The following is a 19,332-nucleotide window of genomic DNA, read 5'->3' as shown; positions in this document are numbered from 1 at the left end:
GATTCCTCAATCTTAATCTTTGCGCCTTGGCGTGAGACTAATTTATACTTAAAATTAGCAAAATTATCCATTAATTAGGACTTGCTAAAGGCTGAGATTCTGGAATTGTTGGTGTTTGTTCTGGTGTAGATTCCACAGACGGACTAGGTGGTGATTTGGGAATCATAAGTTGCCGCCAAGTCTTAATTTGTTCTTCAGCATCAGTATAAGCACTACTACCACGAGGGATTAACTTAGCCGTATCAATTGCTTTGGCGACATCCACTTCACTTTGAGAACGTGCCATTTCTAACAACTGTTGACTCCACTGGTCAATAGCAATATTCACATCTAAACGTAAACTGTTACGACTAGATACACGGTTGGCCAACTGGATAGCTTGAACTAAAGCTTCTGGTGTGCCAGTAACTGCAACTTGCTTGGCCTTTTGCCAACTGTCTTTAGCGCGAATTTGGTCTTGCCAAGTATCTATAGATGATTGGGCTTCACTTGATAAAGCGCGTCCTGAAGAGGCGATTTTTTGGGCTTCACTAATAGCCGTTGTTAAATTACCACTGTCGGCTAATGCCTTGGCTTGATCTAAATATGGTTGATCTTGAATGCGCTCAATTTTAGCCGTCCATAGCCTCATCTTTTTTCTGGCTTCTGGATATAATGCTCGTCCAGAACGAATTTGATTAAGTTCAGCGATCGCTGTTTGCAATGAGTTAACATCCTCACCGATGGCTATTTGTTCTGCCCGATCTAAATATGGTCTATCTTCAATCGTTTCCACTTGTCCACGCCAACGGCCAATTTCTTGACGGGCTTCTGTACCACGGGGATTATTCCCAGGAATTAGCTGTACTTCCGAAATAGCTGCTGTTAAATCATTAACCGTGCCTTGACTGGCGAGATTTCGGGCTTTTTCTAACCGAGAAACATCTTCAATTTCTAATTGCCAACGCGCAATTAATTGTTGTGCCTCATTATAAACATCCCTAGAAGCATCTATTTGTTGAGCTTGAGAAATAGCAGTTTCTAACCCAGCCGCAGTCCCAATAAAAGCACTTCTTTGGGCTTCACCCAAAACCATAAAATCATCAACTTCCGCTTGTAATTCAGGAATAGGCGGAATTTGTCGGGCAATTTCCAATGCTGCATCCGCATTTCGCTCTTTCATCTTTGCTTGTGCGAGTGTGAGCATTTTTCGAGCAAATCCTGATATTAACTCTTTGGCTTTTTGATATAAATAACTATCCGGTTTAATCGCCTCAGCTAGTTTAATAGCTTTGAGTAAATTATCTAAATTGCGACTCTTTGCTAAATCTTCTGCTTTGTAAAGTTTATCCCCATCTTCCCGCGCTGTAACAATAATGTTATTTAATTGATCATATTTAGTGCTTGCCCAGTATTTATTATCTACCCGCAGTAATTTAGCTGTGAGCATAAAAGCCGATTGCCAATGTCGTTGACGCAATTCTTTTTCAGCTTCTTGGTAAATTCCTTCAGCCTTTGACCAAATCGTTTGCCATTTTTGAATTTGTTCTTCAACCAGTTCACTAACCTTGACATCAGGAGGAATTTTTCGGGCTGTAGCGATCGCTTCCTCCAAATTCCCTCCTTGGAAACTCTGATCAGCTAATTTTAAAATATCCCGTGACCATTCCTCCAAAAGACGATTAATTTCGCCTCGTAGTGGGTGATTTTCTGGTAATTGCTTGACGAGAGTAATCGCTTGCAGCAAATCATTAATAGTTTGCTTAGAAGCCGCCAACTGAGCGCAGTGTACCCTCACTGACGCACTAGCCAAAGGCCAGAAAATCTGTGGACAATTAGGGGCAGATGGTAACTTAAACAGGATGGATAGAGCGAGAAAACCCATACTTCCAGGAATTAAAGTTAATACTGCTGCCCAAACTACCCAATTTTTAGTCCAAGGGGGCAATTTCTCAATTAAAACACTGAGATTAAAAGTAGATTCTGAATTATCATTTATCGCCAAACCTGTGCCATCTGGCTTTTTGCTTTTCTTCATGGACTGAGAATTAGCACCAATTGCAGCAGTATCAGCAGTTTGATTATTTGATATATAGTTGGGTTCAAACCCAATTGGTTCTCCTGCTTGGTCCGAAGACCAATTATCTGGAATATCCCGCTCTGTCATTGCTCACACCACACTAATTGAATAGCGATATGAAAGTAGGTAGATCAATATAGATAATTTTATGTTTGCTATCCTAACTTTCCCATCTAGAAAAACCCATCCGAGAAATTCATCACCCTCATCAATAACATTACTGTTTTTTGGTTTGAGTGTGACTAGTTACATTAACCAGAAATTGCAGATTCTCTTTGCAAATCTCCAATTAACTGGGTTAAATCATCACTACTTGCTTGATAAATATTACCGCAAAACTCACAAGTTGCTTCTGCACCATTATCTTTCACAATCATGTCTTGTAGTTCCGCTTCTCCCAATATTTTCAGCGCCCCTAGCACCCGATCAAAAGAGCAGCCACAATGAAAGCGTAACATCTGAGTTTCCGGAAATATGTTCAATCCCATATCTCCTAACAAATCGTTAAAAATTTCTATCAGTGTTTTACCTGCTTGCAGTAATGGCGTAAACCCGGATAAAGCCGAAACCCGTGATTCTAATGTAGCCACTAACTCCTCATCCCTCGCAGCTTTCGGTAACACCTGTATCAATATTCCTCCGGCAGCCGTCACACCCTGTTCTCCCACAAACACACCCAAAACTAAAGCGGAAGGAGTTTGTTCAGAATTTGCTAAATAGTGAGCAACATCGTCACCTATTTCCCCAGAAACAAGTTCTACCGTACTAGAGTAAGGAAAGCCATGGCCAATATCGCGGACTACATAAAGAAAACCTGTACCCACTGCCCCCCCAACATCTAGTTTACCCTGATCATTGGGAGGCAATTCCACAGAGGGATTACCAACATAGCCCCTAACAGTGCCATCTAAGCCCGCATCTGCCAATATACCACCTAAAAGACCATCGCCCTTAACTCGCACATTTACCCTAGAACCGACCCGTTTCATACTGGAAGCCATCAACAAACCAGCCGCCATACTTCTTCCCAAAGCTGCTGTAGCCACATAAGATAATTTATGGCGTTGTCTAGCCTCTTCTGTTAACCGGGTGGTAATCACGCCTACAGCCTTAATACCACCATCCGCCGCAGTCGCACGAATCAATTGATCTGCCATGAAAAACCTTACAATTCTTTACAAGATGACTTTTATATTCTAAGTTGTTTCGAGTCAGAAGAAGGAAGAAGGAGTCAGGAGTCAGGAGTCAGGAGAGGAGGAAGAAAGAAGGAAGAAGGAAGGAAGGAAGAAGGAAATTACCCAATTACCAATTACCAATTACCAATTACCAATTACCAATTACTAATTACTATGCTAGGTACATTTCAACAAAGCCAAATCCGTATTGAAATCGCAGCATCAGCCAATGCCATTCATGACAGTATTTTGCATCCTGCACAACTAAAAAAATGGCTATTGGGGCAAAGTTTCCCCCCAGAAATGCCCACAGAATTACCGTCAGGATTTGAATTTACTACTCACACAGGGCCCATATCCATTCATCATCGAGTAGACGTAGTAAAACCCAATTGCCTGCGCTTACTACTGAGTGGAGGCATTGACGGCTTTCACGAATGGTACTGGGGAGAAGGCTGGATACAATCCCGATTAGAAGGCATATCCATCCTACCCCTAAACTTAGGACAAACCCTGAGCTTAGTCAGCTTACGCCAATTCTTAACCACAATCAAGTAATTCTTCTATTCTTTGCGCCTTTGCTTCTTTGCGACTTTGCGCGAAAAACACTAGTTAAAAATTCCAGATACCCATAAAAGCACTCCCCCCGTCGCCGAAACACACATAATTCCTGTTAACCCCGCGAGGGGTTTTTTATTGATACCTGTCACCCATGCAGAAACTTTATCTGTATAGGTGATTAATCCTGCTGTATCTATAGTAGCGATCGCCCATACCCAACCAGCATGAAGTCCCCAAGCTATCCCTAAATTATGCCCATCAGCTAATCTGGCTAATACCAATACCATACCCATGAGCCATAATCCAGGCAGTTGAGGAAGAGTTTCTGTTTGTTCCCAGACCAAATGTAAGACAGCAAAAATCGAGCTAGAAATAATTGCAGCTAACCAAATTGAATAATTTTGTTCTAATTGAGTGAATATAAATCCCCGAAATACCAGTTCTTCGATTCCCCCCACAAACAAAGCCACTAGGGAAATTGTCAATAAACTAGATGGTATTAACTTAATATGAGATTTTTCTAAATAGCACCAACCAGCGCAAATTTGCCCAAGAAATACGATAGCTAGACTGAAAACACCCAAGCCAAAACCTAGCAATAAAGAAGCGAAAATAGAAACTTCCCCTACTAATCCATAATCAGGGAAAGAACCCAATTTCAACCATTGGAATCCCCAGAGAATTAGGGGTACTAATAAATAGAGAGATACTAATAAAGGAATTTTTTGCTCAGGTTGTAAAGATTTATGTATTTGCCAATTTAAGGTAATGGCTAAAATTGCTACCAATGGCAACCAGCAACCTATCCAAACAATAAAAAAAGCCATGACCAAAAATACTGGTGTATCTTTGAGAAACTCCAGCAAAGGATTGGCCGATAACTCTAAAAATGACAGCGCAATAGACATAAAAAACATGACTAACTTCCTGCAACAACAGATTTCTTGATTATTCATCAAGACTCTACTAGAATTTGTGACTAATGGAAGAGGCCAAAACGTTTTTTATGTCTTATGCCACTGAAATTATTTAACTACAGCTACTAATTAGCGGTAGCTTTAGGGATAAATTTTTCAGCATTAACGGAAAAACTAGCCCTGATAGGTGAAAAAATTTATTCTTCTGCGTCTGATTCATCAGCACCATCATCTGACTGGGTTAATTGTTTGTCACCTTCACCAAGTTGAATCAAGTGAATATGTTTGTAACCTAGTCTAATTTCAAATTCATCACCGGGCTTTAGGTTCATCGCTTTGGTGTAAGTTGCACCAATCACAATTTGACCATTTTGATGAACACTAACCCGGTATGTCGGTTCGCGGCCACGTCCATCTTTTGGTGCTTCTGGGCTGAGGGGAATGCCTCTAGCTGACAATAAAGCATCATAAAAGTCTGTTAAATTAACCCGAACTTGGCTATTTTTAGTAACGGTGTAATAACCACATTGCTTTGCTCTTTCCCGACGTGGTAAAGTGGAAAGTTCTTTAACTTTCGCTAGTAATGTTTTTCCAGTTAATGGGGCAGTTGCGGTTTCAGCCATTATGTTCTAATTTTCCTTAATCTCTTCAAATTGATAGCGTAGCATGGCGTTAGCCATTTAAAAATTTTCTTGTGAGTCCAGTATTGAGCAATCAGCGCAACTGGACTTCAGAAATAAACAAAACATGAGGGTGATGGGTGAATTCCTGCTGATATGGAAGCAACGAATGACTCTATCATAGTTATCTATAATAGGTTTCTAAGTCATAGTTACCACAAACATTTATTTCAGTAATTTTACTGCGCTTTTAACCATCATTGGCCATCAGAAATTAAATTATTTTCTCTTTGGGCGCTGTTGTATCAGTGTAACTTCAAGCCACCTTTACAAATCAGGTTAGTTCTACTCCAAAAAAGTCGTAGAGCCAATAAATTACAGGTTTTTCACATTCACTGCCAATCTTACTTGCTTTTGAGTTATCGGCTTGCACCTAATTCTCTTCTTTAGCTGAAGATAGCCTAGTATTTGTATGTGGTCTAACGAACATACACCCTTTTATTCTGCCAGTAGAGACATGAATTTTCCAGTCTCTACATTACGAGTAAACTTAGAAGTGTTAGCCGCGCTTATGCGGTTATTGTCTCTAATTTTGTTAGTTCGTAATTTTCTATTAAATACTAGCATGAAATAATAATAGCAAAATATTTTTTGAATTTAAAATTCATATTTCGGTTAAATTTTGATCTCACGCGCTGGAGTTGAGGAGGTAAAATGCAGTAGAGATTTTCCCAAGGCTTCATACTGTCAGGAGGAGAATGTCAAGACTTTTATGAAAGTTAATCTAATTCCGACTAGCTTTCTTGGAGTGAATCAGTTAAATTATAGAGTTTCTATGGCTTCGCTACGCCAGCTATCAGTGACTAGAAACAAAAACCGGGGTGGAAAATCCCCATTATTGATCACCGTCAGATTCAAAGCTCTCGTCAGATTATCTACGTCTGTCTAGGGGAAGAATAAATTTACCACATCTATTGGGTATTTGATAGCCATGAGGAAAGATTTTCACTTGCTTTAACACTTCTATATATTTAAAGATGTAGAATTTTGATAACTAGGGCTTGACGAAAGAAGTATTAAGTGTAAAGGATTAAGGGTGAAGGCTGCGGTCAAGTCAAGCATAAGAGAAAATGTCTGTTTATACTTCATGCTTTGGACTTCATCCCTCCCTAGCTTCATGATTTTGAGGTGGGTAAGGCATAGAGAAGATTTGAACCCAAGATTTGGATTGATAATAATGGAAGTTATTTTTAAGATTACTCGACAACAAGAAAATTCTCACCCTGTTTTCAAATCCTACGTTTTGGAGGTAGAACCAGGGAATACTATCCTGGATTGTCTCAATCAGATTAAGTGGGAACAAGATGGAACTTTAGCATTTCGCAAAAATTGCCGCAATACAATTTGTGGTAGTTGTGCTGTGCGGATTAATGGGCGTTCTGCTTTGGCTTGTAAGGAAAATGTGGGGAGTGAACTGGCTAGACTGGAGAAAATATCATCATTGGCAAATCAGTCTCAGGCTACTCCAGAAATTACAGTTGCACCTTTGGGGAATATGCCTGTAATTAAAGATTTGGTTGTGGATATGAATGGTTTTTGGAATAATTTGCAGAAAGTTGCCCCTTATGTAAGTACAGCAAGTAGACAAGTTCCCGAAAGAGAGTTCTTACAAACGCCTCAAGAGCGATCGCTTCTTGATCAAACGGGCAATTGTATTATGTGTGGGGCTTGTTATTCTGAATGTAATGCTCTGGAAGTCAATCCTGACTTTGTTGGTCCCCATGCCTTAGCTAAAGCCTATCGCATGGTGGCAGATTCCCGCGATAGTAATACAGAAGAACGATTAGAAAACTATAGCGCAGGAACTCAAGGAGTTTGGGGTTGTACTCGTTGTCTATATTGTGATTCAGTTTGTCCTATGGAAGTTGCCCCATTAGAGCAAATCACCAAAATTAAACAGGAAATTCTGGAACGCAAAGAAGCGAGTGATAGTCGAGCAATTCGTCACCGTAAAGTTTTAGTAGATTTAGTCAAACAAGGTGGTTGGATTGATGAACGTCAATTTGGGATGCAAGTAGTTGGTAATTATTTGCGCGATTTACAAGGATTACTTAGTCTTGCACCTTTAGGTTTAAGAATGCTAGTCAAAGGCAAATTTCCCCTTTCCTTTGAACCATCCCAGGGTACTGAGGAAGTGCGATCGCTCATCGAATCTGTGCAAAATACTGATTAGTCAGTTGTTAGTAGGGGCGAAGCATTTGGAAGATAAATTATCGCTCATTGCCAAAAATAGTTCTCCAAATGCTTCGCCCGTACAGTTGTCAGTTGCAAAAGAATATTTCTTTCCTCTGCACCTCTGACTAACTGGGATCTTGAGGAATATTCAATTTTCGCCCAAAACGGTCATAAACTAAAATATCCCATTGTCCATTATTGCTATATTCAAACGCAATTCTACTACCATCAGCACTAATAGTAGGATTGCGGACTTCTCCTTGGATATCACCAGCTAAATTTCGTAATTGACGCACATCTCGATCATAAAAAACAATTTGTGTTCGTCCTTGACGACTAGCAGCAAAAACAATGAATTTACCATTATCAGATGATGCAGGATGGGAAGCAATCGTATCAAAAGAATTTAAACCCGGTAAATCCACCAAATTCCGAGTCACCGTATCAAACATATATACATCTTGACTGCCTCGGCGATCGCTCGTAAACACCATATATCTCCCCGAAATTTGCGGATTTAACTCCGATGAAAAACTATTAAGACTCCTACCCCCAGAATCAAATGGGTAACTGAGTAAACGCGGATAGCCAAAACACCCAGTTAATAGAGTTGAGCATAAAATTAAAATAATTGATAATTTATAATTCATTTAGAGAACAAGGAACAGAGAACAAAAGCAGAAAGGGTTAATAAACAAACCAATTACCAATCCTGAAAATCCTTAAATCCTGGACATCCTGATTCAGACAAAATAAATTTTAATTGCTATTCACCGTTGCACCATTAGGAATATCTAACTCAATAGTTGGACCCCTATCGAGAACTTCAATATCCCATTGTCCACGACCAGCAGATTCAAACGCAACATAACGCCCGTCAGGACTAATAGTAGGATTTCTCACCCAACCACGAAAAGTGGGAGTCAGAATTTGTGAATTTTGCGAAGCCCGATCATAGAGTGCTACAACTGGTCTACCTTGATCACTGGTAATATAACAAATGTAGCGTCCTGTATAACTCAAACTAGGACTTTCCGCAATTACAGATTGTCGGTTTAAGCCCGGTGTGGGCATAAAACTTTGATTTTCTAAATCGTATACTAACAACTGCTGACGACGAGAACGATTGGAAATAAAAGCCAAAAAACGGCCATTACCACTCATTGCCGGTTGTTCTTCAGTATATCGGCTATTCAGAGAAGTTACTCCCATGGGGATATTATCAGCAGCACAAGATATTAGTAAACTTGTCAGTCCAAAAATTAGGCTCCAATAAATAGACTGTTGGAGCCAGAAGCTAGGTGTAAATGTTTTCACATTACTGTTTTCCGTCGTCCACCCCAAATGTTTTAAATATCGTCATCAAAATCGGAATTATCCGGCTCATTATTGGGCTTATTAATGGGATTGTATGGTACATAATCCGTTGGTATAGCCTCATCATCATCCTGTCTTCTAGGCGGAACTGAGTCTCTGGGAGGACGACGTTTTCTGGGTCTAGGAGTAGGAGCAACATCATCCTCTCGGCTTTCTGGGCGTTGGGGGCGATTATTACCGCTATTACTGTTATTACCGCTATTATTGCGACGTGGTGGTTTTCTTACTTCATCTTGAGAATTTGCACCTTCCCAATCATCAACTTGTCTGGGAGCAGAACCCCAATTTTCATCTGTATTACTCTCGCTGGGACGACCGACTGAACGCCCAGAATTAGGACGACGCTTTCTTTCTCCTGAATCTGGTCTTTCCCTGTTCCGTGGGTTTGGTGAACTGCGTGGTGGTTGTTCTTCGTAATAGTCATCACGGGAAGAACGTTCATCTCGACTACCGCGAATTCTCGGACGTTGAGGAGCTTCTTCCTCTTCTTCATAAGGTAGCGGTTCTAAATCTGCATCCATCTCAGCTTGATAATTGCGCCGCTCAGAATAAGAATATTTCCTGCTAACCTCGCGTTCATCGTCCACAATGGGAGTATTGCGTTTAGCTTGTTGAGTAGCGATACTCCGCAGACGAATACTTTCAACCGCAAAAAATACCGTAGAACCTACCAAAAGCAACTGACCAAATTGTAAAATTGGATCAAGTCGCCATCCTTGGAAGACAAGAATAAAGCCGCATAATAAGCCAACCGCTGCAAAAAAGATGTCTTGATCTCTTGACAGTTCTGGCCGGACAGTCCTAAGAAAGTACAGTGCTGCTCCAGCTACAGCCAGGAAAATTCCGAGAATACTGGCTGAGTTCGCTCCAAAATTTACCTGAGCTAAAACACTGGCTGAGTTCAGCCCAAAATTAACCATTGGCGTTTTCCTAATATCAAATCTATATTAACGAGTTACACTTACCATCACTATTTTAACCAGTCATAATATTGTAGAAGAAGAATACTGGAGTTCAGAAGTCCAGGAGAAAGGAGAAGACAATTCTTCCCCAGTCCCCAGTCCCTAAAAATTAAAAACGTTGGATTTTATCTTTTTGGCTAATGAAAATTAGACCAATGGTAGCAGGGATAACCACAATCGCAGTCCCAAAAACCAAACTCCAAAGAAAATTTGCTAAAGAGGGTGTCATAGTTCTCAACCTTTTTTTACACAGTTTATTCTCATTTTAATCCTGGATTACTTTCTTGAAAAGTAGAACAGGATTATCTATCCAACTTGGTATCTACTTGATTGATGATCCCAAGTCAATAACTTTGTTTTTCCATTCTCACAATAAAATGACACCATTTAGTTAAAATTAAAAAAGAATGCGTTACAAAACTTAAAATTTCTCAACTTAGGTCTAAGTTGAGGATGTTCTCACAAATATTAGCTAAACAAAATGACTGGTGTTAACTTGACTACTTGGATTCTTGGCCCATTTTTGGGAGTGATGACGTTTTTATTTATTTTCCGCATTATTCTGACCTGGTATCCCCAATTCCATCTCAACCGTTTACCTTTTAGTCTGATCGCTTGGCCGACTGAACCCTTCTTAATCCCGTTGCGGAAGTTAGTACAACCTATTGGTGGTGTAGATATTACCCCGATTATCTTAGTAGCGATTTTTAGTTTTATTCGGGAAATTTTACTAGGTCAGCAAGGGTTACTGACCATGTTATATAGGTAATAGGATTGACATACTCACCGACCTGAAGGTGCGGTGATCCTTGACACTTCGCCAGAACACGCCACAAGTGGTCTTATCGTTCCTCCATGTCCGTTTAAAGTCTCCCAATGCCCTATGGCGACTATGACCAAATTTTAACATAAAGCCGTCCTGGAAGGACGGGGCTTGTGTCCCGTCTTTTCGGTCAGGAGTCAGGAGTCAGGAGTCAGGAGTCAGAAGGAAGGAAGAAGGAAGAAGAAAGAAAGAAGGAAGAAGGAAGAAGGAAGAAAAAATTTTTCCCCAAACAACTAACAACTGACAACTGACAACTGACCAATTATTGCATTTTCATATCCTGAACAAAACTGGTGTAAATATTACCCTGCAAAAATTGGGAGTTTTCCATAATTTTTTGATGAAAGGGAATGGTTGTCGGGACTCCAGTAATGGCACATTCTCTCAATGCGCGTTTCATGCGGGTAATTGCTGTAGCTCGATCTGGTCCCCAGACAATTAATTTACCAATCAGGGAGTCGTAATAAGGGGGAATGTTGTAATCCGTGTATACGTGGGAATCAATCCGCACTCCTGGTCCTCCAGGTGGCAGATAACCAGTAATTTTACCGGGGGCTGGGCGAAAATCATGATCTGGATCTTCGGCGTTAATGCGACATTCAATAGAATGTCCTCGAAGAACCACTTCTTTTTGTGTCAGCTTTAGTCTTTCCCCTTGAGCAATGCGAATTTGTTCAACTACTAAATCTATACCAGTAATCATCTCTGTCACTGGATGCTCAACTTGGATGCGGGTATTCATTTCCATGAAATAGAATTTACCGAATTTGTCTAGAAGAAATTCGATAGTTCCAGCACCGCTGTAGTTAATAGACTGGGCAGCTTTAACGGCAGCCTTTCCCATTTTTTGCCGTAAATCTGGATCAAGAGCCGGACTAGGGGCTTCTTCTAGGAGTTTTTGGTTACGACGCTGAATTGAACAATCTCTTTCACCTAAATGGATAACGTTACCGTAGTTATCCGCTAAAATCTGAAATTCAATGTGCCGGGGACGTTCAATAAATTTTTCTATATAAACGCCTGAATTACCAAAAGCTGCTCCTGCTTCCCCTTGAGCCGCGAGGAATAGTCTCACAAACTCATCTTCGGAGCGGACAAGCCGCATTCCTCTACCACCACCACCGGCGGTAGCTTTAACCATTACAGGATAACCAATTTTTTGAGCGATCGCTAATCCTTCTGCTTCTGATTCTACTAACCCTTCACTACCGGGAACTGTGGGAACACCAGCTTTTTGCATAGTTTCTTTAGCGGTGGACTTATCCCCCATCAGCCTGATAGATTCGGGCGTAGGTCCAATAAAAGCGATATGATGATCCGCACAAATTTCAGCAAATCTGGCATTCTCTGATAAAAAACCATACCCAGGATGAATGGCACCGGCATTGCGCGTTAATGCAGCAGCAATAATATTGGGAATATTCAAATAACTTTTACTGCTGGCAGGTTCACCAATGCAAACGGCTTCATCTGCAAGTTGGACGTGCAGCGCGTTTCTGTCAACAGTGGAGTGAACAGCAACTGTGGCAATTCCCATTTCTTCACAGGCACGGAGAATGCGAAGGGCTATTTCTCCTCGATTGGCAATTAATATTTTATCAAATTTCATTTTCTAGTTACGATATCAGTACCAGTAGATTCACATTTTCTCCCATCCTGTTGACATAAAGCGGTTGCATTACTGCAAATCGCGACAGGAGATTCCCAAACCTCATTCTTAGCAGACTATTGGATTATGTGGCATCTTTGCTAGACCTCTTAATATGACTTGTGCTGTAACTATATTTCTGTTAGTCTCATACCCATTCAAAAAATATTTGGGAAATATTGGAAAAATATTGTATTTGAGAGATTTTTTTATGTTATACTGTAATCTGTGTTCAAAACCGCGCGGATGTGGCGGAATTGGTATACGCGCACGCTTGAGGTGCGTGTGGGCATAGCCCTTGCGAGTTCGAGTCTCGCCATCCGCATTTTTGAATGTAAATAACCCGCTGCTATTTAAGAAACATGATTATAGCAGCGGGTTTACATTTTTTAATAAAAATCCATATTTTTGATTCTTTGCCAGCTTCTTTAGTGATGCTGGTTTTTGTGCTATTGATAGAAATATATATAAACTTTTGTAAAGAACATTGACTACTACTTTTAATCCCACAAATGATTTAATCTTACCCAGCGCTTGGCATTGTCTAACTCCCATTTGGCAAGGTGGGGAGGAAGCTATTAAACGCGGTTTACCTCACAGTCAGTTAGCTCCTACTTGGCAATTATTGCTTTTGGGTGATGGTTCTCCGACTCGACACGTCCAACTACTTACTGGTGAACCAACGGAGGTAGATGTAATTGATATGTCAGCAATTGGCATGAATACTGATAATGCACCAACTATGATGCAGATGCTACCGGGTCCAAGAGTGCGCCGACAGGTTTGGGTGCGAACTGCTTCCGGTCAGCGGTTATATTATGCTGCTTCTTGGTGGGAAGCAAGTCATGTAGATGAGTATTTACAAAATAAGTCTTTGCCAATTTGGGCAAGTTTAGCGCGGTTACGGACTGAGTTGTATAGAGATGTTCAAGGTATTTATTATGGTAACTCAGAAGCGTTAGAGTCAGGTTTTCAAGAAAAGGGGCCTTTTTGGGGTCGCCATTATTTGTTTTGGCATCATGGACAACCGCTAACTTTGATTTATGAGGTTTTTTCGCCTTTTTTAACTAAATATTTAGGCGCTATGAATTATGAAAGTTAATTTTGCCAATCACTAATCTCCAAAACCAGATTGGATTTTCAGGATGAAATTAACATCTTCTTCGTGTGTTCCTGTGTTTTATGTTTCGCGCAAAGTGGCAAAGGAGCAAAGACGCAAAGAAGAAAGTAACTGTGAGAATAATAAAAAATTCTCAAAATCTCATCATTTAATTACAATCAAACATCCTGTTGATCCTTAAATCCTGGATATCCTGATTCTGACAAAAATACTATTGTTGTAATTCCCTAATTCTATTCAAAGCATCCTGATAATTTTCATTTTTGTCCTGTTGTTGATATATTTTTGCTGCTTGTTGAAAATCAGATATCGCTTGAAATTTGTCTCCTAAAGTGGCGTATACGTTTCCCCGGTTGTAGTAGGCTATGGCATCGTTAGGATTAATTTTGAGAACTTGGTTGTAATCTTGTATCGCTGCTTGATTATCTCCTAAATTATAATAAGCCATACCGCGATAGAATAAAGCTTCAGAATTATTAGGAGTAAGGCGAATTACTTCGTCATAAGCTAATATTGCCCCGCGATAATCTCCTATTTCATACTTATCCGCAGCCTGAACTAAGAAATCATCAGCTTTTTGTTTTGTCGTCTTTGGTGGTTCAGATAAACCTTGAGACAGTTGAATTAAAATATTAATAGGAATACCGGAATTTCTTCCAGATTTTACAGTCGCACTAGAGGTATTGATCTTATCAAAATCAATATCAAGTTTAAAATTTTGGTTCTCAACCAGAGTTCCTTCAGCGTGGCTGGGTTGGTTGGTAGTCGCAATTGTCGTTAATGCTGTCAGGGACGCGAGAATAACAATTTGCGTCAACCCTATCCACCCTTGACTAAATAACCTTTGTTTCATAACTTTAGGTAATTTTTGTGATGTTAATTTGATACTGTTATTATAATAAATTATATGTAAACCTGGGTAAGTTTGGGCAACTTACTGACTAAGTTATATTTAAAACAGCTTAATCGTTTGATTCTATAGTAGGGGTAAAGCAAGAGCTTCATTGGTGTCAACTTAACGGTACAGCCCCCCAAATTTGTTCTCTGATTTGTTGTGCTTCTCGATGTCGTTTCCTGATAGCTTTGACTAAACCAAATAATTTTGCTCGTTGGACTAAATCGGTGAGCTAGGCACATCACCCTCTTGAACAAGAGCGATAATCCCCTATAGCAGTTCATTCCGCGCCATCGCTCTTGTTCTCCTCCTTATTTATTAAGGGTTTTACGTTAAGTTGACACCAATGAACATTGCTAAACCCTTATTCATGTATTTGTATAATTATTGTGGAATCATCTATTTGGGAAAATAGCGATAAATTTCTTTCCGGTGTAAAACCCTTTCAAAAATTAATGTTTCACCATCAAAAATAATACCAAGACGATAATCACCTATGCGAATCCGATAAGCATTATCATATCCCTGAAGTTTTTTGATATTTGTGATTTCTGCAAAATTTGATATTTCGATTATTTCTTCAAAAGCAAATTTCTTAATAGACTCATAGTAAGGTGTACTTTTGAGTGCTTTCAAATCTTTAATAAAACTTGGTAGATACTGGGTGTTCACTCTTCTTCTAATTCCGCTAAAGCTTCATTTAAATGTAATGGTGTCTCATTTTCTACTTCTTTCATGGCTAGAATAAGTCCTTCATCTTCTATAGCTTCTAGCAACCTTAGATAGTCGTGAAAATCCATGACCACTTTTTTGATATTACCTTCAATATCAGTAATCAATTCTTGAGCGAAGGGATATTGATTAGTTTGCATTTTGTTTATATAGGATTAGTATTTTACTATTTACATTTAATGTAGCATATTTTTGTCAGGCTAGAAAAGAATAGAATTAATTTTGGGTTCGTAGTAGATACTTTAACTGACGTGCTGACTACGAGATTATTTTACAAAGTGAACTTCTAAAGGTTAAATATTTGTATAGAATTTATCATAATACCTTCACGCGAATAAGTTGATAATTATGTCGAAGTTATCTTCTTCTAAAGCACTATTAAATAGTTGTTTATCCTGTTCTATAGGAATCCGGTTTGATTGTTGTTCATTATACTGAGACTCAATCGTTGATTCGATGGGGTTTACGGTTTACAGCTTGTTCAAAAATCAAATAGTAGCCCTATAGATATTAAATTAATATGAAATCTGGTATTAATCCTGAACAACTGGAATTTTTTTAACCTATCACTATCATAGGAAACACAACCAAACTTAACTTCATAGATGTCTATAAAATCAATCATTTGACTAAATCTGTCCTGAAAATTATCCCAAAATGAAATATCTAACTCATCACAGCGATCGCCCAACTTGTACAATAAAAGATAGATTATTGCGAATTGTATAGTTAAGGATTATAGCTGTTATGGCTGCCGCTGTTTTCATCGAAAATCTCAAAAAAAGCTACGGTAATGTAGTTGCAGTTCAGGATGTTTCCTTTCAAGTCCAACCCGGAGAAATATTTGGTTTACTTGGCCCCAACGGGGCTGGAAAAACAACCACTCTCCGGGCTTTGTGTACCCTGACAACGCCTGATGCTGGCAAAATTGAAGTTTCCGGCATTTCGGTCTTAGATCACCCCAAATTAGCCCGGCAAAAGCTGGGTTATGTCGCCCAGGAAGTAGCTTTAGATAAAGTCCTAACTGGCCGGGAGTTACTACAATTACAAGCCGCACTTTATCATCTTCCCGGTGCGCTGATTAAACAGCGAATTAACACTATTTTGGATTTACTGGGTTTACAAGAATACGCAGATAAAAAAACTGGCACTTATTCCGGTGGTTTACGCAAGCGGCTAGATTTGGCTGCTGGTTTACTCCACGCGCCCGATGTTTTAGTATTAGATGAACCAACGGTAGGATTAGATATTGAAAGCCGGGTTGTGGTGTGGGATTTCTTGCGTCAATTACGCACTGCGGGAACTACCGTTGTGATTACCAGCCATTATTTAGAAGAAGTTGACGCTTTAGCCGATAGAGTGGCAATTATAGATAGAGGTTTGGTTATTGCTAATGGTACACCATCTCAGTTAAAAGATCAGGTAGGTGGCGATCGCATCACTTTAAGAATCCGCGAATTTTCACCTCCAGAAGAGGCCGAAACCGCCAAAAACCTCTTAGCAGCTTTACCTTTTGTGCAAGAAATTATCATCAATAGCGCCCAGGGTAACTCCCTAAATTTGGTAGTTACACCGCAAAATGACGTTTTAATAACTATTCAACAGGCGTTAAATAATGCCAATTTACCAATTTTTGGCATTGCCCAATCTCGTCCTAGTTTAGATGATGTCTACCTAGCTGCCACCGGCAAAACCTTAATGGATGCTGAATTAGCCGCTGTAGCCAATCGTGATCCTAAAGCCGAGAAAAAGCAGAATATGAGATAGAGCAGGGCAAGCGCATCTTATTTTTAGAATGCTTACTGGACAAAGGTTTTGACGATTGTTAATTTTTGTAACTAAAGGTTGAAACCCTTGCTGGGCATGGATTACAGAATTTAGGTGCGTTTGCCCTGGTTTTCCCCCAAACATAGCCACTTAAGTCTCCCCACATTAAATGACACTCATCAAGCAGCAATACTCTTAACTTTCCTGTCTCAATTTCAACGCGGTGGTTTGCCAATAATGTTTCAATCTCTTTTTTTTTTCCGCAACAGCATCTGGATTGGCTTTAGGATTCAATTTTGTGGTTTTTTTCCAACTGATTCCCGCCTCCTCAAATAAGTTATAGTAACTTTGTTTTGACTCATAAACCACGTCGTACTCAAAAGCTAATTTATATTCGAGTTCCCCAAGCTCCCAAATATCCTTAGTTTGCAGCCAACTCAATACTTCTTCTCGTTGTCCACTCGAAAGATAGCCCTTTCTTCCTTGATAGTTCAGCCGCAGTCCGTCAATTCCATGTTCCTCATAAGCTTGTTTCCAACCTGTTATTGACCCTCGTGATACATCTAAAATTGTTTGAATTTCATCGTACAAGTAACCTTGATAAATCAGCTTAACTGCCAGTGCTTTCCTTACCTCACGCGCATCTGGACGCATATCTATAAAATCTTGTAGTTCAGCTATCGCCTCTTCCTGCGATACTTTTACTGTCTGTGTTGCAGTTTCTGAATGCTGACTTATCATTGTTCCTTGTTAGACTTGTATACCTCACCGTATTCTCTCTTAGTCTTGTTCAGAAATCAAATAGGAATCCTATATAATTGCAAGTAAATTAGAGAAAGATAACGATGGCAGCTAAAGATAGATTTCATGCTGTGGTTAGAATTGCTTTGGAAAAGGAGCAGTGGCAGATAACCGATGATCCCCTGCGACTCGAAGTAGGCGGAACAAAGTTTGAAATTGACTTAGGTGCCCAGCAACTATTGGCAGCAGAGCGAGACCAAGAAAAAATTGCAGTTGAGATTAAAACTTTTTTGAGTGATTCACCACTAACCGATTACCATGCTGCGTTAGGACAGTTTTTGAATTATCGGCTGGCCTTAGAAATCAGTGATCCAACTCGTATTCTCTATTTAGCTGTGCCTGTAGTTGCTTATGAAACTTTTTTTAAGCGGGAATTTGCCCAAATTTCATTAGAAAGATATCAAATTAAACAAATTATTTATGACCCGATTCAAGAGGTAATTGTACAATGGATACCATAAAGTCTTATCGGCATATAATTCAGTCGTTGTTGACAGATTACGCTGCTATCCCCATCGCTAATGGGTCGATAGATTGCTACACTGTTTTTGATCCGAAACAAGACCATTACCAGGTCATGAATGTGGGATGGGATGGCCATCGGCGGGTATATGGTTGTGTTTTACATTTGGATATTAAGCAAGGAAAGATTTGGATTGAGCAAAATATGACGGAAATGAGAGTAGCCCAAGAACTTGTGGATCTGGGGGTAGCAAAGGAAGATATTGTGTTGGGGTTTCAAGCTCCGGAAATGCGGCAATATACGGATTATGCAGTTATATAATTTAAGAGAAGGGATAGCGATAAATTTCAGTATGGAAGGCATCCCTCCCATCTTTCACGATAGCTATCTCTACTATTGCTCCAATAAACGCCCCTAGAATATCCGGTGCTAATTCCCTAGTAATCCTGCTAAATGCCTGATAACCAATAGCTTTAGCCACTTCTAGCAATTCCTGAACAACTTCTGGAGGTGGACTATCTTTGATTAGAGGTAAATAGTCATTGACTAAGAATTTTTCATCTTCTGAGAGTCCAGAAAAATTATTACTACCCCTATATAGAGCTTCTATTAGGACTAGTAATATTTTTTTGAGGGCATTGAACCCACCAAATTTACTAGCTATTTTAGAAATATAGGGCTGTGATAATTTGCTTATTTTAGCAACGGCTTTTTGTGTACATTTAATTCCTGTGTCTATACATTGCTTAAATGCTTCTAATAGATAATATCTGCTTACCTGTTCTCTATCACCTGCTGTTGGTGTAATCTCAAAAGCAGTGGTTTTGGTTAAGGTTGCACCGGGGTAATAATCTAGTAGGTAACTTAAATCGTCATCACTGGTGAGATAAATTGTTAGTGCTTCATCAGTGCGACGGTTTGCTCGTAGTCTTCCTCCCATCTGAATAATCTCTGCTTTCACTAAATGCTCTATATACTCCTGAAATTGGGGATTATCTTTACTAGTGTCGTAATCCCCTGTTAAAGTTGCGTATTTAGAAGCTACAGCCCCTATATCCTGATAAGGTGAACCTATCGCAAATAAAGCATCGTGATTCATGTATTTATTAGTACCGCGATTATCCTTAAACCAGTAACCTTCACCATCTTGTTTATGTTTAAGGTGGTCAATCACTCC

Annotated in this window: 21 protein-coding genes, 1 tRNA gene and 1 pseudogene; 9 read left to right on the top strand and 14 right to left on the bottom strand. The window is 39.7% G+C overall.

What is annotated here, in order from left to right:
- Positions 1–70 precede the first annotated feature (70 nt).
- Positions 71–2,146: a chromosome segregation ATPase gene (locus tag HGD76_RS15660; protein ID WP_168696330.1), complete on the bottom strand. Its 2,076-nt coding sequence runs from the start codon at positions 2,144–2,146 to the stop codon at positions 71–73.
- Between the two features lie 164 nt (positions 2,147–2,310).
- Positions 2,311–3,216 (bottom strand): Hsp33 family molecular chaperone HslO, encoded by a 906-nt coding sequence (hslO, locus tag HGD76_RS15655; RefSeq protein ID WP_015081401.1) that lies wholly within the window; start codon positions 3,214–3,216, stop codon positions 2,311–2,313.
- A 192-nt stretch (positions 3,217–3,408) separates the two neighbouring features.
- Here hslO and HGD76_RS15650 point away from each other — a divergent pair, with 192 nt between their 5' ends.
- Positions 3,409–3,792 carry a hypothetical protein gene (locus HGD76_RS15650; RefSeq protein ID WP_148760914.1) on the top strand — a complete coding sequence of 128 codons (384 nt, stop codon included), beginning with the start codon at positions 3,409–3,411 and terminating at the stop codon, positions 3,790–3,792.
- Positions 3,793–3,842: 50 nt separating this feature from the next.
- Here the strand turns inward: HGD76_RS15650 and HGD76_RS15645 are convergent, their stop codons facing one another.
- Complete coding sequence (locus HGD76_RS15645; RefSeq protein ID WP_210967793.1) at positions 3,843–4,712, bottom strand: CPBP family intramembrane glutamic endopeptidase; 870 nt, start codon at positions 4,710–4,712, stop codon at positions 3,843–3,845.
- 197 nt (positions 4,713–4,909) lie between these two features.
- A complete protein-coding gene (locus tag HGD76_RS15640; RefSeq protein WP_015081404.1) occupies positions 4,910–5,335 on the bottom strand; it encodes an AbrB/MazE/SpoVT family DNA-binding domain-containing protein in 426 nt (141 codons plus the stop codon).
- A gap of 1,234 nt (positions 5,336–6,569) precedes the next feature.
- Here HGD76_RS15640 and HGD76_RS15635 point away from each other — a divergent pair.
- Positions 6,570–7,565, top strand: coding sequence for a succinate dehydrogenase/fumarate reductase iron-sulfur subunit (locus HGD76_RS15635; RefSeq protein WP_174782876.1), 996 nt, complete (start codon positions 6,570–6,572; stop codon positions 7,563–7,565).
- Positions 7,566–7,569: 4 nt separating this feature from the next.
- On the top strand, positions 7,570–7,692 hold the full coding sequence (locus tag HGD76_RS25915) for a hypothetical protein (protein ID WP_267904252.1): 123 nt from the start codon (positions 7,570–7,572) through the stop codon (positions 7,690–7,692).
- Here the strand turns inward: HGD76_RS25915 and HGD76_RS15630 are convergent, their stop codons facing one another.
- From HGD76_RS15630 to psbX, 4 genes are all read right to left on the bottom strand, one after another.
- Entirely contained in the window at positions 7,693–8,217 is a 525-nt protein-coding gene (locus HGD76_RS15630; RefSeq protein ID WP_015081407.1) for a TolB family protein, read from the bottom strand.
- A gap of 109 nt (positions 8,218–8,326) precedes the next feature.
- Positions 8,327–8,884, bottom strand: a complete 558-nt coding sequence (locus tag HGD76_RS15625) for a TolB family protein (RefSeq protein ID WP_168696329.1) — start codon at positions 8,882–8,884, stop codon at positions 8,327–8,329.
- Between the two features lie 32 nt (positions 8,885–8,916).
- Entirely contained in the window at positions 8,917–9,864 is a 948-nt protein-coding gene (locus HGD76_RS15620) for a Ycf66 family protein (protein WP_168696328.1), read from the bottom strand.
- Positions 9,865–10,015: 151 nt separating this feature from the next.
- Entirely contained in the window at positions 10,016–10,135 is a 120-nt protein-coding gene (gene psbX, locus HGD76_RS15615) for a photosystem II reaction center X protein (RefSeq protein ID WP_015081410.1), read from the bottom strand.
- Positions 10,136–10,387: 252 nt separating this feature from the next.
- Between psbX and HGD76_RS15610 the strand changes: the two genes are divergently transcribed.
- Positions 10,388–10,675 (top strand): YggT family protein, encoded by a 288-nt coding sequence (locus HGD76_RS15610; RefSeq protein WP_015081411.1) that lies wholly within the window; start codon positions 10,388–10,390, stop codon positions 10,673–10,675.
- A gap of 316 nt (positions 10,676–10,991) precedes the next feature.
- On the opposite strand, the gene accC is transcribed toward HGD76_RS15610, so the two are convergent.
- The gene (accC, locus tag HGD76_RS15605) at positions 10,992–12,338 is read right to left on the bottom strand and encodes an acetyl-CoA carboxylase biotin carboxylase subunit (protein ID WP_015081412.1); all 1,347 of its coding nucleotides are present in this window, start codon (positions 12,336–12,338) and stop codon (positions 10,992–10,994) included.
- A gap of 281 nt (positions 12,339–12,619) precedes the next feature.
- Here accC and HGD76_RS15600 point away from each other — a divergent pair.
- Both HGD76_RS15600 and HGD76_RS15595 read left to right on the top strand, forming a co-directional pair.
- A tRNA-Leu gene (locus HGD76_RS15600) sits at positions 12,620–12,702 on the top strand.
- 162 nt (positions 12,703–12,864) lie between these two features.
- A complete protein-coding gene (locus HGD76_RS15595) occupies positions 12,865–13,479 on the top strand; it encodes a chorismate lyase (protein WP_015081413.1) in 615 nt (204 codons plus the stop codon).
- A 229-nt stretch (positions 13,480–13,708) separates the two neighbouring features.
- On the opposite strand, the gene HGD76_RS15590 is transcribed toward HGD76_RS15595, so the two are convergent.
- From HGD76_RS15590 to HGD76_RS15580, 3 genes are all read right to left on the bottom strand, one after another.
- Positions 13,709–14,350 (bottom strand): tetratricopeptide repeat protein, encoded by a 642-nt coding sequence (locus HGD76_RS15590; RefSeq protein ID WP_168696327.1) that lies wholly within the window; start codon positions 14,348–14,350, stop codon positions 13,709–13,711.
- 441 nt (positions 14,351–14,791) lie between these two features.
- Positions 14,792–15,064 (bottom strand): type II toxin-antitoxin system RelE family toxin, encoded by a 273-nt coding sequence (locus tag HGD76_RS15585; protein WP_168696326.1) that lies wholly within the window; start codon positions 15,062–15,064, stop codon positions 14,792–14,794.
- Positions 15,061–15,264: a RelB antitoxin-like protein gene (locus HGD76_RS15580; protein ID WP_168696325.1), complete on the bottom strand. Its 204-nt coding sequence runs from the start codon at positions 15,262–15,264 to the stop codon at positions 15,061–15,063. The genes HGD76_RS15585 and HGD76_RS15580 overlap by 4 nt, the downstream gene beginning before the upstream one ends.
- A gap of 607 nt (positions 15,265–15,871) precedes the next feature.
- Between HGD76_RS15580 and HGD76_RS15575 the strand changes: the two genes are divergently transcribed.
- Entirely contained in the window at positions 15,872–16,891 is a 1,020-nt protein-coding gene (locus tag HGD76_RS15575) for an ABC transporter ATP-binding protein (protein ID WP_168696324.1), read from the top strand.
- A 127-nt stretch (positions 16,892–17,018) separates the two neighbouring features.
- On the opposite strand, the pseudogene HGD76_RS15570 reads toward HGD76_RS15575, so the two are convergent.
- A pseudogene (locus HGD76_RS15570) lies at positions 17,019–17,632 on the bottom strand (helix-turn-helix domain-containing protein); the annotation flags it as partial.
- 104 nt (positions 17,633–17,736) lie between these two features.
- Between HGD76_RS15570 and HGD76_RS15565 the strand changes: the two are divergent.
- A complete protein-coding gene (locus HGD76_RS15565; RefSeq protein WP_039203728.1) occupies positions 17,737–18,153 on the top strand; it encodes a XisH family protein in 417 nt (138 codons plus the stop codon).
- Positions 18,141–18,476 (top strand): XisI protein, encoded by a 336-nt coding sequence (locus tag HGD76_RS15560; RefSeq protein ID WP_039203727.1) that lies wholly within the window; start codon positions 18,141–18,143, stop codon positions 18,474–18,476. The genes HGD76_RS15565 and HGD76_RS15560 overlap by 13 nt, the downstream gene beginning before the upstream one ends.
- Before the next feature lies 1 nt (position 18,477).
- Here the strand turns inward: HGD76_RS15560 and HGD76_RS15555 are convergent, their stop codons facing one another.
- Complete coding sequence (locus tag HGD76_RS15555; protein ID WP_210967645.1) at positions 18,478–19,329, bottom strand: hypothetical protein; 852 nt, start codon at positions 19,327–19,329, stop codon at positions 18,478–18,480.
- Between the last annotated feature and the right edge of the window lie 3 nt (positions 19,330–19,332).

The sequence above is a fragment of the Dolichospermum flos-aquae CCAP 1403/13F genome (genome assembly GCF_012516395.1).
Taxonomy (GTDB): domain Bacteria; phylum Cyanobacteriota; class Cyanobacteriia; order Cyanobacteriales; family Nostocaceae; genus Dolichospermum; species Dolichospermum lemmermannii.
Note: the sequence above shows the minus strand (reverse complement) of the source record. Positions and strands in the feature narration are given on the sequence as shown.

Excerpts from the sequence above, each read along its gene's own strand:
- HGD76_RS15660 (WP_168696330.1), bottom strand. The coding sequence starts at position 2,146 with ATGACAGAGCGGGATATTCCAGATAATTGGTCTTCGGACCAAGCAGGA.
- HGD76_RS15640 (WP_015081404.1), bottom strand. The coding sequence starts at position 5,335 with ATGGCTGAAACCGCAACTGCCCCATTAACTGGAAAAACATTACTAGCG.
- HGD76_RS15620 (WP_168696328.1), bottom strand. The coding sequence starts at position 9,864 with ATGGTTAATTTTGGGCTGAACTCAGCCAGTGTTTTAGCTCAGGTAAAT.
- accC (WP_015081412.1), bottom strand. The coding sequence starts at position 12,338 with ATGAAATTTGATAAAATATTAATTGCCAATCGAGGAGAAATAGCCCTT.
- HGD76_RS15575 (WP_168696324.1), top strand. The coding sequence starts at position 15,872 with ATGGCTGCCGCTGTTTTCATCGAAAATCTCAAAAAAAGCTACGGTAAT.
- HGD76_RS15590 (WP_168696327.1), bottom strand. The coding sequence starts at position 14,350 with ATGAAACAAAGGTTATTTAGTCAAGGGTGGATAGGGTTGACGCAAATT.
- HGD76_RS15645 (WP_210967793.1), bottom strand. The coding sequence starts at position 4,712 with ATGTTTTTTATGTCTATTGCGCTGTCATTTTTAGAGTTATCGGCCAAT.
- HGD76_RS15635 (WP_174782876.1), top strand. The coding sequence starts at position 6,570 with ATGGAAGTTATTTTTAAGATTACTCGACAACAAGAAAATTCTCACCCT.
- psbX (WP_015081410.1), bottom strand. The coding sequence starts at position 10,135 with ATGACACCCTCTTTAGCAAATTTTCTTTGGAGTTTGGTTTTTGGGACT.
- HGD76_RS15650 (WP_148760914.1), top strand. The coding sequence starts at position 3,409 with ATGCTAGGTACATTTCAACAAAGCCAAATCCGTATTGAAATCGCAGCA.
- HGD76_RS15630 (WP_015081407.1), bottom strand. The coding sequence starts at position 8,217 with ATGAATTATAAATTATCAATTATTTTAATTTTATGCTCAACTCTATTA.
- hslO (WP_015081401.1), bottom strand. The coding sequence starts at position 3,216 with ATGGCAGATCAATTGATTCGTGCGACTGCGGCGGATGGTGGTATTAAG.
- HGD76_RS15580 (WP_168696325.1), bottom strand. The coding sequence starts at position 15,264 with ATGCAAACTAATCAATATCCCTTCGCTCAAGAATTGATTACTGATATT.
- HGD76_RS15610 (WP_015081411.1), top strand. The coding sequence starts at position 10,388 with ATGACTGGTGTTAACTTGACTACTTGGATTCTTGGCCCATTTTTGGGA.
- HGD76_RS15560 (WP_039203727.1), top strand. The coding sequence starts at position 18,141 with ATGGATACCATAAAGTCTTATCGGCATATAATTCAGTCGTTGTTGACA.
- HGD76_RS15565 (WP_039203728.1), top strand. The coding sequence starts at position 17,737 with ATGGCAGCTAAAGATAGATTTCATGCTGTGGTTAGAATTGCTTTGGAA.